This is a genomic window from Methyloligella halotolerans, from assembly GCF_001708935.1.
Classification (GTDB): Bacteria; Pseudomonadota; Alphaproteobacteria; order Rhizobiales; family Methyloligellaceae; genus Methyloligella; species Methyloligella halotolerans.
Genome location: NZ_MASI01000006.1, coordinates 67,270 through 82,849 on the forward strand (window position 1 = coordinate 67,270; position 15,580 = coordinate 82,849).

A 15,580-nucleotide genomic window follows, 5' to 3' on the forward strand; every position below is an offset into this window, starting at 1 on the left:
CTAAAGAGCGCTCCTAGCCCTCATTCAAAAGGCTGCCACATCCGGCTCGCAGCGCCCCGGCGCCCCAAGAGCTGGCCAAAACCAGCACGCTTAAAGCCTTATGCCCAAACGCGAAGACATAAAGTCCATCCTGGTCATCGGGGCTGGGCCCATCGTCATCGGCCAGGCTTGCGAGTTCGACTATTCCGGCACCCAAGCCTGCAAGGCCCTGAAGGAAGAGGGCTATCGCGTCATCCTGGTGAATTCCAACCCGGCCACCATCATGACCGATCCGGACGTGTCGGACGCGACCTATGTGGAGCCGATTACGCCGGCCTTCGTCGCCAAGATCATCGAGAAGGAGCGCCCCGACGCGCTGCTCCCGACCATGGGCGGGCAGACCGCGCTCAACACGGCGCTGTCGCTGCAGAACTCCGGCGTGCTGGCGAAGTACGGCGTCGAGATGATCGGCGCGAACGCCGAGGCGATCGACAAGGCCGAAGACCGGGAGCTTTTTCGCGAGGCGATGAACCGGATCGGGCTGCAATCGCCTCGCTCGCTGCTGGCGACGGCCACGGATCTGAAGCGCGCCGACAAGCAGAAGCGCCAGGCAGAGCTCGACAAGATCGCCGCCTCCGGGATGAGCGAGGAGGAGAAGGAGCAGGCGCTCGAGGCGCTCGAGAAGGATTGGGCGCAAGGCGAAAGCGAGCGCAAACGACGCTATCGCGACAAGGGCATGATCGAGGCGCTTGAGGCGCTCTCCGAAATCGGTCTGCCGGCGATCATCCGGCCATCCTTCACCCTCGGCGGCACGGGCGGCGGCATCGCCTATAACCGCGACGAATTTATCGAGATCGTGGAGCGCGGGCTCGACGCCTCGCCGACCTCCGAAGTGCTGATCGAGGAATCGGTGCTCGGCTGGAAGGAGTACGAGATGGAGGTCGTCCGGGATAAGGACGACAACTGCATCATCATCTGCTCCATCGAGAATATCGATCCGATGGGCGTGCATACGGGCGATTCCATCACGGTCGCCCCTGCCCTGACGCTCACGGACCGCGAATATCAGATCATGCGGAACGCCTCCCTGGCGGTGCTGCGTGAGATCGGCGTTGAGACTGGCGGCTCGAACGTTCAGTTCGCCGTGAATCCCGAAGACGGCCGCCTGATCATCATCGAGATGAACCCGCGGGTGTCGCGATCGTCGGCGCTGGCGTCGAAGGCAACCGGCTTCCCGATCGCCAAGGTCGCGGCCAAGCTCGCGGTCGGCTACACGCTGGACGAGCTGGCCAACGACATTACGGGCGGCGCCACGCCGGCCTCGTTCGAACCGACCATCGATTACGTGGTCACCAAGATCCCGCGCTTCGCGTTCGAGAAGTTTCCCGGCTCCGATCCGGTGCTCACCACCTCCATGAAGTCGGTGGGCGAGGCCATGGCCATCGGCCGCAGCTTCCCGGAAAGCCTGCAAAAGGCGCTCCGTTCCATGGAGACGGGCCTGACCGGCCTGGACGAGTATCACTTCGAGGGGCTCGGCCAGGGGGACGACAGCAACGTGATCCGGGCGGCGCTCGGCACGCCCACGCCGGACCGGCTGCTCAAGGTCGCCCAAGCCATGCGGCTCGGCTTCGACCAGGAGCTGGTCTACGAGTTCTGCAAGATCGACCCGTGGTTCCTGGGCCAGATCCAGGACATCCTTCACTGGGAGGAACGGGTCCGGGTCCACGGCCTGCCGGAAAACGGCGCGCAGATGCGCAAGTTGAAAGCCATGGGCTTCTCCGACGAGCGGCTGGCCACCCTGTGCGGCCGGCCCGTCGAAGAGGTCTCCAAGCACCGGCGCGACCTGGACGTGCACCCTGTCTATAAGCGCATCGACACCTGCGCGGCAGAGTTCGCCTCTCCCACCGCCTATATGTACTCGACCTACGAGGGCGATTTCGCCGGCGAGCCGGCCTGCGAAGCGCGGCCGTCCGACAAGGAAAAGATCATCATCCTGGGCGGGGGACCCAACCGGATCGGCCAGGGTATCGAGTTCGACTATTGTTGCTGCCACGCGGCCTTCTCGCTCTCGGCGAACGGCTACGAGACCATCATGGTCAACTGCAATCCCGAGACGGTCTCCACCGATTACGACACCTCGGACCGGCTGTATTTCGAGCCGCTGACGGAAGAGGACGTGATCGAGATCATCCGCAAGGAGCAGGAGAACGGCACGGTCAAAGGCGTCATCGTGCAGTTCGGCGGGCAGACGCCCCTGAAGCTCGCGGCCGCGCTCGAAGCGGCCGACGTGCCGATCCTCGGCACCGCGCCGGACGCCATCGACCTCGCCGAGGATCGCGACCGGTTCAAGGCGCTTATCGAGAAGCTCGGCCTCCGCCAGCCGGTGAACGGCATCGCCCGTTCCCAGCAGGAGGCTATGGAGATCGCCAAGTCGATCGGCTTTCCGCTGATCGTCCGGCCGTCCTATGTGCTGGGCGGGCGCGCCATGGAGATCGTCTTCGAGGAGGCCCAGCTGGAGCGCTATATCTCCCAAGCCGTGGTGGTCTCCGGCAAGAGCCCGGTGCTGATCGACAGCTATCTGCGCGACGCCATCGAGGTGGATGTCGATGCCCTCTGCGATGGAGAGGACGTCTTCATCTGTGGCGTGATGGAGCATATCGAGCAGGCCGGCGTCCATTCCGGCGACAGCGCGTGCTCGCTGCCGCCCCACTCTCTTTCCGACGAGACGATCGCGGAGATTGAGACGCAGACCAGGCAGCTGGCGAAGGCGCTTCAGGTCGTCGGACTGATGAACGTGCAGTACGCCATCCAGGACGGCGAGATCTACATCCTGGAGGTGAATCCTCGGGCGAGCCGCACCGTGCCCTTCGTGGCCAAGGTGATCGGCCGGCCGATCGCCGCCATCGCGGCCCAGGTCATGTCCGGCAAGAAGCTTTCCGAGTTCGATCTCGCGAAGCGCAAGCTCGACCATATCGCGGTGAAGGAAGCGGTCTTCCCGTTCGCCCGCTTCCCCGGGGTCGACCCGGTGTTGGGGCCAGAGATGCGTTCCACCGGCGAAGTGATGGGCATCGACCGGGATTACGGCATCGCCTTCGCCAAGAGCCAGCTCGGCGGCGGCAGCAAGCTGCCCCTATCGGGCACCGTCTTCCTATCCGTGAAGGACGCGGACAAGGCTGGCATGGTGGCGCCGGCACGGGAACTGGTCGATATGGGCTTCCGGCTCCTGGCCACCCGGGGCACCCGCCGCTTTCTCGACGAGCAAGGCATCCCTTGCGAGCGGGTGAACAAGGTGCTCGAAGGCCGGCCCCACATCGTGGACGCCATCGCCAACGGCGAGGTGGACATGGTATTCAACACTACTGAGGGGATGAAGGCCCTGGCCGACAGCTTCTCGATCCGCCGGACGGCCTTGCTCTACCATATTCCCTACTATACAACGCTTGCCGGCGCTCTCGCCGCGACCGAAGCGATCAAGGCGCTGCGGGCCGCAGCCTGGAGGTGGCGCCGTTGCAAAGCTTCACCGCCGCGCAGTCCTGACGGCTGCCGCATTTCTCGATTTTGTTTGAGCCGCTTCACGCCGCGTTCTTGGCGACGGGTTTCTTTTGTGACTTTAATTCGACATTCGATGTCCGGCCGATTCCGGACTTTGCCGAGGAGCTATTGACCATGGATAAAGTGCCCATGACCGCGGAGGGGTATGCGGCGCTTGAGGCTGAGATCAAGCATCTCAAGACAGTCGAGCGTCCGCGCATCATCAAGGCGATCGCCGAGGCGCGCGAGCATGGCGATCTGTCCGAGAATGCGGAGTATCACGCAGCGAAAGAGCAGCAGGGCATGACGGAGGCGCGCGTCGCCGATCTGGAGGACAAGCTCTCCCGTGCCGACGTGATCGACATCTCGAAGCTTTCCGGCAATCAGGTGATGTTCGGCGCGACCGTGACGCTGATCGACGAGGACACCGAGCAGAAGGTGAAATACCGCATCGTCGGCGAGATCGAGGCCAACGTGAAAGAGGGCAAGATCTCGATCGGCTCTCCGATCGCGCGCGCGCTTCTGAACAAGCACAAGGGCGACGTGGTGGAAGTCTCCACCCCCGGCGGCGGCAAGTCCTACGAGATCGTCAAGGTCGAGTTCAAGTAGGCCTGCCCGGGGCCGTCCCCCCTCTTCACGACTTGCATCACTGAGGCAGACGCCGCCGCCATGCGAGCGGCGTCTCGCCGGTCCAGCGCCGGAACGCGCGGGTGAAATGGGCCGGATCCGAATAGCCCAGCGACAGGGCGATCTCGGTGATCGGCATATCCCTGTCCTTCAGGAGCGCGCGGGCCTGATCGCGCAACGTGGTCTCGGCCAGGCTTTCGAAGCTGACGGCCTGCTCTCTCAGCCGCCGCTGTAAGGTTCGCCGCGACAGACCAAGCCGGGCCGCCACATGGTCGATGCCGCTTTCGCCCTGGTCGAGCTGAAGCAGAAAGATATGCCGAACCACCTCGGTGAGCTCGGTCTCCGCCGGCACGGCAGGATAATCCGGCTCCGGCCCGCTCGCCGGTCGGGGGTTCGGCAGCGCCAGTAGCTCCGCCGGAAACACCACGCCTGCCGTCTCGCCGCTGGTGACATCGCTCGCCACCACATCTTCGATCTGACGCCTGCCATCGAACCGGCCTGCGATCTCGACGCGATCCGGCGTGAAGCTGTTGCCTGCGAAATAGCGCAGCAGGGCCAGCATGTAGCCGATGGCGAGCATCTCGTTCTTCTGCTGACCAAGACCCAGATTCTCCGTGACGCTGTAGGTCCATCGGGCCCAGGGCCCAGTCACCGTGAGTGAGATGGTGGTGGCGCCCTGCAACAGACTCGCGAGGCTGCGGCTGCTTTCACCTATCGCGTCCCCCAGGGTCGGCAGGGTGACGAGATGGGCGCCATACGCGCCAAGGCCGGGCACTCCTGCTTCCGTCGAGAGGCGGACAGCCAGACCGTGATCGCCGATGGTGCGGGCAGCGGTTTCCAGCAGCCGGAACTGATCGCGAAGAAGGATGAGGCGCTGAGGCTGGTCGAGCAGGGTCAGGGGAAGCTCGGACTTGCGGAAGACGTCCGCGATCGAGCCGCCCGAGGCCGCGACGATCTCGGCGATCGGTCCTACCGTGCTGGCCTTGGTGAGCGCGTAGCTCCGCATCGCTTCCTCCAATCGGTCGCTGCTTTGGCACCAAATGGCAAGCGCATCCAGGCAGAAACGATAGCGTCTTGGACGGAGCCCGCCGATAGCAGATTGGGAAAAAACAACTGCTCCGCGGCGGCAGAAACGGGACGCAATTCCCGGAACCGAGACTCGAAGGAGGAAACCATGGCGAGCAAGGCATTCGATGACAGCAACATCAATTGGCGGACCATCGATGGGTTCGACCATATCGCCTATCACGTCTGCGACGTCGACGCGGAGAACGGCATCGTCGATCTTCTGTTCAAGTTCGACGCCAACTCCAAGATCGCCATGCACAATCACATGGTGCCCTACCGCACGCTGGTGCTGCAGGGCGAGCTACGCATCTACCGCCCCAACGGGGAGATCAAGGAGGTCCGCCCCGTGGGAAGCTACGTGGCGGCGGCCGGGCAAGGCGAAACCCATACCGAGGGAGGCGGCGACGAGGACGTCATCGTCTTCTTCTCCAACCGCAACGTGAAGGACGTGGTCTACGAGATCCTCGACGAGAGCGGCGAGGTGATGACGACGTTCGGGCTGCCCGAGTTCTCGGCTCTCTTGGAAGAGCAGCGGGCGGCCGGCGAGAAATGCAACGAGCCCTATCCGGTGCAGCCGAGCACCGAAGCCAAGGTCGAGGCAGAAGCGTCAGCCTGAGGCTTGATTTTCCGGAATATCCCCCGGCAAGGCCGCCCTCTTCCCAACCTTCGTGGTGGGCGGCCTTGCCACCCGCTTTGGCTGCGAAGAAAGCGACCGCGGTTCGCGGACGATCGCGACACTGCCCTCTCGACCTGCAGGTTCTCTCTTCCCATAGAACGAGGCCGCGCCCCATTTGCGCCTTAGGCGACGGATAGGCCGGGACCATGATCACCCGCCGCCTCTTTGTCCAAGGAGCCGCCGCCTTTTCCGTTTTCGCCCTGAGCGGAAGCCTGCGAGCCGCCCCTTTCACCCTCCCCGCAGATGACGAGCTCGCCAAGCGCTTCGCCGAGCTGGAATCGTCGACCGACGGGCGCCTGGGCGTCGCGGTGTTCGACAGCGGATCCGCCAAGCGCAGTTCCTATCGGGGCGACGAGCGCTTCCCGATGTGCAGCACGTTCAAGTATCTCGCCGCCGGCGCGGTGTTGAAACGGGTGGATGAGGGCAAGGCGTCCCTCGACGAGAAGATCCCGATCACGAAGGCCGACATGCTGGAATATGCGCCGGTCACCGAGAAGCATATCGGCGAGGAGATGTCCCTCGAGGCGTTGTGCGAAGCCATCGTGACCTGGAGCGACAACCCCGCCGCCAACCTCGTTCTGAAACGCCTTGGCGGACCTGAGGCCGTTACAGAATTCGCGCGGTCTCTCGGCGATGAGGTTACGCGGCTCGATCGCTACGAGCTTGCGCTCAACGACGTTCCGCCGGGCGATACCCGGGATACGACATCGCCGCGCGCCATGGCGAACAATCTCGACCGGCTTGTCCGCACCGACGCCCTCTCCGACGCCTCGCGACGGCAGCTGATCGCCTGGCTGGTGGACAACCACACGGGTGACAATCGGATCCGGGCGGGATTACCGAAGGACTGGAAGGTCGGCGACAAGACGGGCACCGGCCCCCGAGGCTCGACAAACGATGTCGGCGTGGCGTGGCCACCTGACGGCAAGCCGGTCTTCATCGCTGTCTATCTGACCGACACTGAGATGCCGATCGCCAAGCGGGAAGCAGTGCTGGCCTCGGTGGCAAGGACCGTGGCCGAAACGCGCTGAGCGTCTCTAGTCGACCCCGATCAGATCGTCGTCGTTTCGGCTGACGGCCTCGCGGAGAGCGGCGGCGGCGCCCTGAAGCGCCGGTGCTTCCGCCCCGATAACATAGATCGGGATGGAGGCGAGGAAGGCTTCGCGCATTCGGCCCTTCGCCTCGAAATGACGGCGGAAGTCGCCCTCCTTCAGAATATCGAGGATGCGCACGGGGATACCGCCACCCAGATAGACGCCGCCGCGCGCCCCGAGCATGAGCGCCGCATCGCCGGCGAAGCTGCCGAGCCAGGCCACGAAATGCTCAAGGGTCTCGACCGCGATTTCATCGGTCTTCGCCGTCGCGCGCTCCACGATATCGCGCGCTTCCAGCGGTTCGGCCTCGCGCCCGTGCTCCGCGGCGACGGAGCGATAGAGATCGCAGATGCCGAGACCGGAAATGACGCGTTCGGCCGAAAGATGCTCGCGATCGCCCATCATACGCTGCAGGAGCGAGAGGTGACCGAGATGGACGGGCGCCAGATTGATGTGGCCGCCTTCCCCCGGAACGGCGACCCAGCCGGCTTCCGACCAGACGAGACCTGCAGTGCCGAGACCGGTGCCGGGGCCGAGCACGAGCTTGGTCGCCTTCTCCACCGGCGCGGTGCCGCCGATCTGGGTGAGGTCGGCATCGGCGATGTAGGGAAGCGACATGGCGAGGGCCTGGAAGTCGTTCAGCACCAGCAGCCCATCGAGGCCCATGGCCTTGGCGAGGCTCTTTCGCTCGAAGCTCCAAGGCGAGTTGGTGAAATCGACGGTATCGCCGGTGACGGGCGCCGCGATGGCGAACGCAGCCTTGGCAGGCGGATTGGCGAGGGATTTCGCGTAGGCAGTGGCCGCTTCGACGATGCTGGCATGTTCGGCGCAGGAGACGCTTTGGAAGTCTGAAAGTGCCAGCGTGGCAAGATCGGCAACGGCAAAGCGCGCGTTGGTGCCGCCGATATCGGCGACGATGGCGCGCGCCGGCGCGTCCTGGTTTCCCTGCAAGCTCATTCCGTTTCCGCCCTCTTGTTCGGCCCGGTTGTTCCGGCCGCATGCTCACCGTCATCGGCGCGAAGCAGATATAGGTTTTCTGATATTGCGGCCGACACAACCGCCGTTCGCAGCACCCCGCTGCGCTTCGGAACCGCGGCTTCGTCGCAATCTTCGTGACGGCACTGCTTTAGCGGAAATGCTTTGGCTATTGAAGGGGATGGCCGCAGAGCCCAGAATTCAAATGCGCCCGACGGCGCATGCGGCAAGAGGAGGCCTTTCGAGGCGGCATGATCGACAAACTGGAATTCATCATCGCGCTGGCCAGGGAACGGCATTTCGGCCGCGCGGCGGAAGCTTGCGGCGTGAGCCAGCCGACGCTCTCGGCGGGCATCAAGCAGCTCGAGGAGGTGCTGGGGGTCCTGCTGGTACAGCGCGGGTCCCGCTTCCAGGGGCTCACGCCCGAGGGCGAGCGCGTGCTCGATTGGGCCCGGCGCATCGTCGGCGACACCCGCGCCATGCGCCAGGAGATCGAGGCACTGAAGCACGGGCTATCCGGTCATATCCGAATCGCGGCGATCCCCACGGCCCTCGCCATGGTGGCCATGATCACCACGCCCTACCGGGTGCGCCATCCGAATGTGAGCTTCACCGTGCTCACCCGCACATCCATGGAAGTGCTTGGGATGCTTGAGAATCTCGAGATCGATGCCGGCCTGACCTATCTCGACAACGAGCCGCTCGGGCGGGTGAAGACCGTGCCGCTCTACGACGAGCATTACCGGCTGTTGCTGGCGGCGGATCACCCGCTCGCCGGCCGCTCGTCGGTCACCTGGGAGGAAGCCAGTCAGATCCCGCTCTGCCTGCTGACGCCCGATATGCAGCATCGGCGAATCATCGACGGGCTGTTGGGCGCATCCGGCACCCAGGCGGCGCCGACCCTGGAATCGGATTCCATGGTCGCGCTGTTCGCCCATGTGCGGACCGGTCAATGGGCCAGCGTGATGCCCGCAAAATTGGCGCAGGTCATGGGTTTGACGGCGACCATGCAGGCCATCCCGATCGTCGATCCGGAGGTGACCCACAGCATCGGTCTGGTGGTGCCGCAGCGCGATCCGATGACGCCGCTCATTAACGCGCTCGTACAGGAGGCGCAGCAATTGGCACCGATGCTCAACGACCTGGCGCCGCTGCCGAGCGCGAACTCGGCCTGAGCCGCCCCCGCCGAAAAAATATTCTTGAGAAATTTGGAGGTACCACCTCCTCGGCGAACGCGTCTGGCGGGACCGGAGGCGCCGGGCGACGATGTCGCAAGGGCGCGATTGTGCCTTAACTTTCAATTGCTTAGAGATTCATCAAAATCGCGCGCCAAACGTTCCGCTGCTCTAGCGTCGATAGGGATTTCCTATCGGGCAATAGGGCCTCTTTGTTGATTCTAAAGAGGTTTATCGCCATCTTTTGGATGAGTTCTAGGGAGCAGCGGCATGCACAATTATGAGCCATTCGAAGCCGACCGCGCCGCCGAAATAATCGCCAAGCATCAGGCGCGCGAAGGGGCGACATTACCCATCCTGCATGACATGCAGGAGACGTTCGGGCATATCCCGGACGCGGCCGTGGTGATGATCGCCGAGGCTTTGAACCTGTCACGAGCCGAAGTCCATGGCACCGTGACGTTTTATCACGATTTCCGGAAAGAGGTTCCGGGCCGTCGGGTCCTGAAGATCTGCCGCGCCGAATCCTGCCAAGCGGCCGGTGGCGATGCGATCGCCGACCGGATGGAAAAGCGGCTGGGCGTCGAGCTCGGCGGCACCACCACGGATCGCCGGGTGACGGTCGAGGCCGTCTACTGCCTGGGTCTGTGCCATAGCTCGCCGACCGCGATGCTTGATGAAAAAGTCTACGCCCTGCTCGACGAAGAGAAGGCGGATGCGCTTTGCGCGGAGGCCGAACGATGAGCACGCGTATTTTCATTTCCCGTGACGCGGGCGCTTTGGCGCTGGGCGCCGAAGACATCGCCCGCAAGATCGCAGACACGGCCGAGGAGAAGGGTCTCGATATCGAGATCGTGCGTCCCGGTTCCCGCGGCATGTTTTGGCTGGAGCCGCTGGTCGAGGTGGAGCGCCCGGAAGGCCGGATCGGCTACGGCCCGGTGCAGCTGGACGATGTCGACGGGCTGTTCGATGCCAATTTCCTCGAAGGCGGCGATCACAAGCTGAATCTCGGTCTTACCGAGGAGATTCCGTTCTTCAAGAACCAGACCCGCCTCACCTTCGCGCGGGTCGGCATCGTCGATCCCCGCTCGATCGAGGACTACAAGGCCACGCGCGGCTACGAGGGCCTGCGCAAGGCCATCGATATGGGCCCGGAAGAGATCGTCGAGGCGGTCACCAAGTCGGGGCTTCGCGGCCGTGGCGGTGCGGGCTTCCCCACCGGCATCAAATGGCGGACCGTGAACCAGGCCTCCGCTCCGCAGAAATACATCGTCTGCAACGCGGATGAGGGCGATAGCGGCACGTTTGCCGACCGCATGCTCATGGAGGGCGATCCCTTCATGCTCATCGAGGGCATGACCATCGCCGGCATCGCGGTGGGTGCCACCAAGGGCTACATCTACATCCGTTCGGAATATCCCCACGCCATTGAGGCCATGAACGCGGCCATTCTGAAGGCGCGGGAAGAGGGTACGCTGGGCGATAACATTCTGGGCTCGCCCTACTCCTACGATATGGAAGTGCGCGTCGGCGCCGGTGCCTATGTCTGTGGCGAGGAGACCTCGCTGCTGGACAGCCTCGAAGGCAAGCGCGGCGAAGTGCGCGCAAAGCCGCCGCTGCCGGCCCATATCGGCCTGTTCGGCAAGCCGACGGTGATCAACAACGTGCTTTCGCTGGGGGCTGTCCCGCACATCCTCGCCGACGGCGCGGAGTATTATCAGGAGTTCGGCGAGGGCAAGTCCCGCGGCACCCTTCCGATCCAGCTCGCCGGCAACGTCAAGTTCGGCGGCGTGTACGAGACGGCCTTCGGCGTCACCCTGGGCGAGTTGGTCAACGAGATCGGCGGCGGCACGCGGTCCGGACGGCCGGTGCGTGCGGTTCAGGTGGGCGGCCCGCTCGGCGCCTATTTCCCGCCTACCCTGTTCGACACGCCGTTCGGCTATGAGGATTTCGCTGCGAAGGACGGCCTCATCGGTCACGGCGGCGTCGTGGTCTTCGACGACACTGTCGACATGGCCAAGATGGCCCGTTTCGCGATGGAGTTCTGCGCCGTGGAATCGTGCGGCAAGTGCACGCCCTGCCGCATCGGCTCGTCCCGCGGGATGGAGCTCATGGACAAGATCGTGGCCAACGAAGACCGTGCCGCGAACCTCATCGTGCTGGAGGACCTCTGCAACACGATGAAGTTTGGATCACTTTGCGCCCTTGGCGGGTTTACCCCCTATCCAGTGATGAGCGCATTGACACATTTTCCGGAGGATTTCGGCGCCGATCCGTCGCGCCTGGAAGCCGCGGAGTAGTTTGAGAACAACCCGACTGAGATGAGACTTTTGGGATTTAGGTGAGGACGCACACATGTCGCTGATTCAGGAAACCGATTACGGCACCCCCCGCTCGAAATCGGAAGAGATGGTGACGCTGACGATCGACGGCGTCGAGGTATCGGTGCCGGCAGGCACCTCCATCATGCGCGCGGCGATGGAGATGGGAACCGAGATCCCCAAGCTCTGCGCCACCGACATGCTGGATTCCTTCGGCTCCTGCCGGCTCTGTCTGGTGGAGATCGAAGGCAAGGCGGGAACGCCTGCCTCCTGCACCACCGAAGTCGGGCCGGGCATGGTCGTCCATACCCAGACGGACCGCCTGAAGCGCCTCCGCAAGGGCGTGATGGAGCTCTACATCTCCGAGCATCCGCTGGATTGCCTGACGTGCTCCGCCAACGGCGATTGCGAGCTGCAGGACCAGGCCGGCGCGGTCGGCCTGCGTGACGTCCGCTACGGCTACGACGGCAAGAAGCACCCCAATTCGGGTGTCGACGAATCCAACCCCTATTTCACCTACGAGCCTGCCAAGTGCATCGTCTGCTCGCGCTGCGTGCGGGCCTGCGAGGAGGTTCAGGGCACGTTCGCGCTCACCATCGCGGGCCGCGGCTTCGACAGCCGGGTTTCGGCCAGCATGGAAGAGGCCTTCATGGATTCGGAGTGCGTCTCCTGCGGCGCCTGCGTGCAGGCCTGTCCGACGGCGACCCTCAACGAGAAGTCGGTCATCGACATCGGCACGCCGGAGCATTCCGTTGTCACCACCTGCGCCTATTGCGGCGTGGGCTGCGCCTTCAAGGCCGAGATGCGCGGCGAGGAAGTCGTTCGTATGCTCCCCTATAAGGACGGCAAGGCCAACCGCGGGCATTCCTGCGTGAAGGGCCGGTTCGCCTGGGGCTATGCGAGCCATAAGGACCGCATCACCAAGCCGATGATCCGCGAAAAGGTCACCGATCCCTGGCAGGAGTGTTCCTGGGAGGAGGCGATCGAGTTTGCCGCCAACAAGTTCAAGGGCATCCAGGAGAAGTACGGCAAGGGCGCCGTGGGCGGCATTACGTCTTCCCGCTGCACCAACGAAGAGACCTACCTGGTCCAGAAGCTGGTGCGCGCGGCCTTCGGCAACAACAATGTCGATACCTGCGCCCGTGTCTGCCATTCGCCGACCGGCTACGGCCTAAAGACCACGTTCGGCACCTCTGCCGGCACCCAGGATTTCGATTCGGTCGAATATACCGACGTGATCATGGTGATCGGCGCCAACCCGACGGACGGCCATCCGGTGTTCGGCTCGCGCATGAAGAAGCGCCTGCGCGATGGCGCCAAGCTGATCGTCGCCGATCCGCGCAAGATCGATCTTGTCGAGTCGCCTCACGTGAAGGCCGACCATCACCTGCAGCTGACGCCGGGCACGAACGTCGCCCTGCTCACCTCCATGGCCCATGTGGTCGTGACCGAGGGGCTGGTGAACGAGAGCTTCGTCCGCGAGCGCTGCGACTGGGACGACTTCCAGGAGTGGGCCAGCTTCGTGGCCGAGGACCGCAACAGCCCTGAGAACATGGAGCAGTATACCGGCGTCCCGGCAGAAACCTTGCGCGGCGCGGCCCGCCTCTATGCGACGGGCGGCAATGCCGCGATCTACTACGGTCTGGGCGTGACGGAGCACAGCCAGGGCTCCACCACGGTGATGGCCATCGCCAACCTCGCCATGGCCACCGGCAATATCGGCCGCGAAGGCGTGGGCGTGAACCCGCTGCGCGGCCAGAACAACGTGCAGGGCTCCTGCGATATGGGCTCCTTCCCGCACGAGCTTCCCGGCTATCGCCACGTGTCGAACGACCAGGTGCGTGAGCTGTTCGAGGAGCTTTGGGGACGTCCAGTCGACAACGAGCCGGGCCTGCGCATTCCGAACATGATGGACGCGGCCGTCGAGGGCACCTTCAAGGGCCTCTACGTCCAGGGCGAGGACATTCTTCAGTCCGACCCCGACACCAAGCACATGGTGGCCGGCCTTTCGTCCCTCGAGTGCCTCATCGTGCAGGATCTCTTCCTGATCGAGACGGCGAACTACGCCCATGTCTTCCTGCCGGGCTCCACGTTCCTGGAGAAGAACGGCACCTTCACCAACGCGGAGCGGCGCATCCAGCCGGTGCGCAAGGTGATCGCGCCGAAGAACGGTTATGAGGATTGGGAGATCACCCAACTGCTCGCCAACGCGCTGGGCTATCCCATGAACTACAGCCACCCGTCCGAGATCATGGACGAGATCGCTGCTCTGACCCCGACCTTCGAGGGCGTCAGCTTTGACAAGCTGGACAAGGAAGGCTCCATCCAGTGGCCTTGCAACGAGATGGCTCCGGAAGGCACGCCGGTCATGCATGTGGACGAGTTCGTGCGCGGCAAGGGCAAGTTCGTCATCACGGAATACGTGCCGACGGACGAGAAGAGCGGCCCCCGCTTCCCGCTTCTGCTCACGACCGGCCGTATCCTCAGCCAGTACAATGTGGGCGCACAGACGCGCCGCACGGCGAACTCCGAATGGCATGAGGAGGACGTGCTGGAGATCCATCCGCACGACGCCGAGCAGCGCGGCATCCGCGATCTCGACTGGGTGAAGCTGCAGAGCCGTTCCGGCGGCACGACGCTTCGGGCCAAGATCTCCGAGCGGATGGCTCCGGGCGTGGTCTACACGACCTTCCACCACCCCAAGACCCAGGCCAATGTGGTCACCACGGACTTCTCTGATTGGGCGACGAACTGCCCCGAGTACAAGGTGACCGCGGTGCAGGTCATGCCGTCCAATGGGCCGAGCGAGTGGCAGGAGGAGTACGACGAGTTCACCCGCAAATCGCGGCGGATCGCCGGCACTCCTGAGGTCATTGCAGCGGAGTAGGCAAGTGGCCTCGAAAGTGGCCTCCCCGGTCGCAAGGGTTCCTCGCAGCGTTTGGCGGCAGGCGGGCTCCTCCGAAGGAGCCCGCGCTGTGCCCGAGGAAACCGCTGTCGCCTTCACCTACGACACCGCCACCTATGCGGTGATGATGGCGACCCCCTCCGACCTTGAGGATTTCGCGTACGGCTTGAGCTTCACCGAAGGGGTGGCTCAGCCGGACGCCATCAAACAACTCGAAGTGGTCGAAGACACGGTCGACGGCATTCCGGCGATCGAGCTTCGCATGTGGCTCCACGCGGACGCCGGTACCGGGTTTGCCGAGCGCCGGCGCAGCCATGTGGGGCCCACGGGCTGCGGACTCTGCGGCATCGAGAGCCTCACGGAAGCGCTGAAGGCCCCTCCCCGCGTCGGAAAGGGCCGCATCTACAGTTTCGAGCAGATCATGCAGGCCGTGGAGGCGATGAGCCCGCATCAGACCCTCAATCACGAGACGCGCGCCGTGCATGCGGCCGGGTTCTGGAGCGCTCAGGACGGCATCGGGCCGGTCCGCGAGGATGTCGGGCGGCATAATGCGCTCGACAAGCTTGCGGGCGCGCTGCTCCGTCAGGGACGCGACGCGGCCGACGGTATCGTCGTGCTCACCAGCCGGGTTTCGGTGGAGATGGTGCAGAAGGCTGCCGCGATCGGCGCCCCGGTCATCGCCGCCGTTTCAGCTCCGACGGCTCTCGCCATCCGCATGGCGGAAGCGGCGGGCATTACCCTCATAGCGATTGCAAGAAAAGACGGTTTCGAGGTGTTCACCCATCGGGACCGCGTCCAAGGGGAACGTACAAGCGATGTCGCATAGCCATGTCGATCGCCTCGTCTACATGACGAACCAGATCAAAGACTATTTCAAGTATCAGCGCGACGCGGATGCCGCCGAGGAGATCGCCGATCATCTGCGCCTTTTCTGGGATCCGCGCATGCGGCGGCAGATCATCGAGCATCTCGACAAGACCGGCGGCGAAGGCCTTGAGGGCCCCGCGCTGAAAGCCATCGAGTTGCTGCGCGACGAGCACAAGGACCCGGAATATCTTCCGACCACGGCGAAATGCGATCCGAGCGGCGGACGCGAAGACGCGAACTAGCACTCCGGTCTTCGTCCTTGGAGAAGGGGGCATCTCGTCTATCCTATCGCTTGGCGATCTAAAGGCGATGGCGCGCTCCTAGCGAGGATCAGAACTGTGCCCGACGCCTTTCCATGGTGA

General features: G+C 64.1%; 11 protein-coding genes and 1 pseudogene. 10 read left to right on the forward strand and 2 right to left on the reverse strand.

Going from position 1 to position 15,580, the window contains the following annotated elements:
- The first annotated feature begins 100 nt into the window (after positions 1-100).
- Both carB and greA read left to right on the forward strand, forming a co-directional pair.
- A pseudogene (gene carB, locus A7A08_RS11375) lies at positions 101-3,516 on the forward strand (carbamoyl-phosphate synthase large subunit).
- Positions 3,517-3,645: 129 nt separating this feature from the next.
- Positions 3,646-4,119 (forward strand): transcription elongation factor GreA, encoded by a 474-nt coding sequence (gene greA / locus A7A08_RS11380; protein ID WP_069095605.1) that lies wholly within the window; start codon positions 3,646-3,648, stop codon positions 4,117-4,119.
- 37 nt (positions 4,120-4,156) lie between these two features.
- Here the strand turns inward: greA and A7A08_RS11385 are convergent, their stop codons facing one another.
- Positions 4,157-5,143: an AraC family transcriptional regulator gene (locus tag A7A08_RS11385; RefSeq protein WP_069095606.1), complete on the reverse strand. Its 987-nt coding sequence runs from the start codon at positions 5,141-5,143 to the stop codon at positions 4,157-4,159.
- A gap of 168 nt (positions 5,144-5,311) precedes the next feature.
- Here A7A08_RS11385 and A7A08_RS11390 point away from each other — a divergent pair, with 168 nt between their 5' ends.
- On the forward strand, positions 5,312-5,821 hold the full coding sequence (locus A7A08_RS11390) for a cupin domain-containing protein (RefSeq protein ID WP_069095607.1): 510 nt from the start codon (positions 5,312-5,314) through the stop codon (positions 5,819-5,821).
- Positions 5,822-6,027: 206 nt separating this feature from the next.
- Positions 6,028-6,912 (forward strand): class A beta-lactamase, encoded by an 885-nt coding sequence (bla, locus tag A7A08_RS11395; RefSeq protein ID WP_069095608.1) that lies wholly within the window; start codon positions 6,028-6,030, stop codon positions 6,910-6,912.
- 6 nt (positions 6,913-6,918) lie between these two features.
- Here the strand turns inward: bla and glk are convergent, their stop codons facing one another.
- Complete coding sequence (gene glk, locus A7A08_RS11400) at positions 6,919-7,932, reverse strand: glucokinase (protein ID WP_069095609.1); 1,014 nt, start codon at positions 7,930-7,932, stop codon at positions 6,919-6,921.
- Positions 7,933-8,201: 269 nt separating this feature from the next.
- Here glk and A7A08_RS11405 point away from each other — a divergent pair, with 269 nt between their 5' ends.
- The 6 genes from A7A08_RS11405 (at position 8,202) to A7A08_RS11430 (ending at position 15,460) form a co-directional block, all read left to right on the forward strand.
- Positions 8,202-9,125: a LysR family transcriptional regulator gene (locus tag A7A08_RS11405; protein WP_069095718.1), complete on the forward strand. Its 924-nt coding sequence runs from the start codon at positions 8,202-8,204 to the stop codon at positions 9,123-9,125.
- A gap of 270 nt (positions 9,126-9,395) precedes the next feature.
- On the forward strand, positions 9,396-9,869 hold the full coding sequence (locus A7A08_RS11410) for a formate dehydrogenase subunit gamma (RefSeq protein WP_069095610.1): 474 nt from the start codon (positions 9,396-9,398) through the stop codon (positions 9,867-9,869).
- The gene (locus A7A08_RS11415) at positions 9,866-11,425 is read left to right on the forward strand and encodes a formate dehydrogenase beta subunit (protein ID WP_069095611.1); all 1,560 of its coding nucleotides are present in this window, start codon (positions 9,866-9,868) and stop codon (positions 11,423-11,425) included. Before A7A08_RS11410 ends, A7A08_RS11415 begins: the two co-directional genes overlap by 4 nt.
- Positions 11,426-11,480: 55 nt before the next feature.
- Complete coding sequence (gene fdhF / locus A7A08_RS11420) at positions 11,481-14,333, forward strand: formate dehydrogenase subunit alpha (protein ID WP_069095612.1); 2,853 nt, start codon at positions 11,481-11,483, stop codon at positions 14,331-14,333.
- A 16-nt stretch (positions 14,334-14,349) separates the two neighbouring features.
- The gene (gene fdhD, locus A7A08_RS11425) at positions 14,350-15,177 is read left to right on the forward strand and encodes a formate dehydrogenase accessory sulfurtransferase FdhD (RefSeq protein WP_069095719.1); all 828 of its coding nucleotides are present in this window, start codon (positions 14,350-14,352) and stop codon (positions 15,175-15,177) included.
- Positions 15,167-15,460, forward strand: a complete 294-nt coding sequence (locus A7A08_RS11430; protein ID WP_069095613.1) for a formate dehydrogenase subunit delta — start codon at positions 15,167-15,169, stop codon at positions 15,458-15,460. The genes fdhD and A7A08_RS11430 overlap by 11 nt, the downstream gene beginning before the upstream one ends.
- Positions 15,461-15,580: the final 120 nt, after the last annotated feature.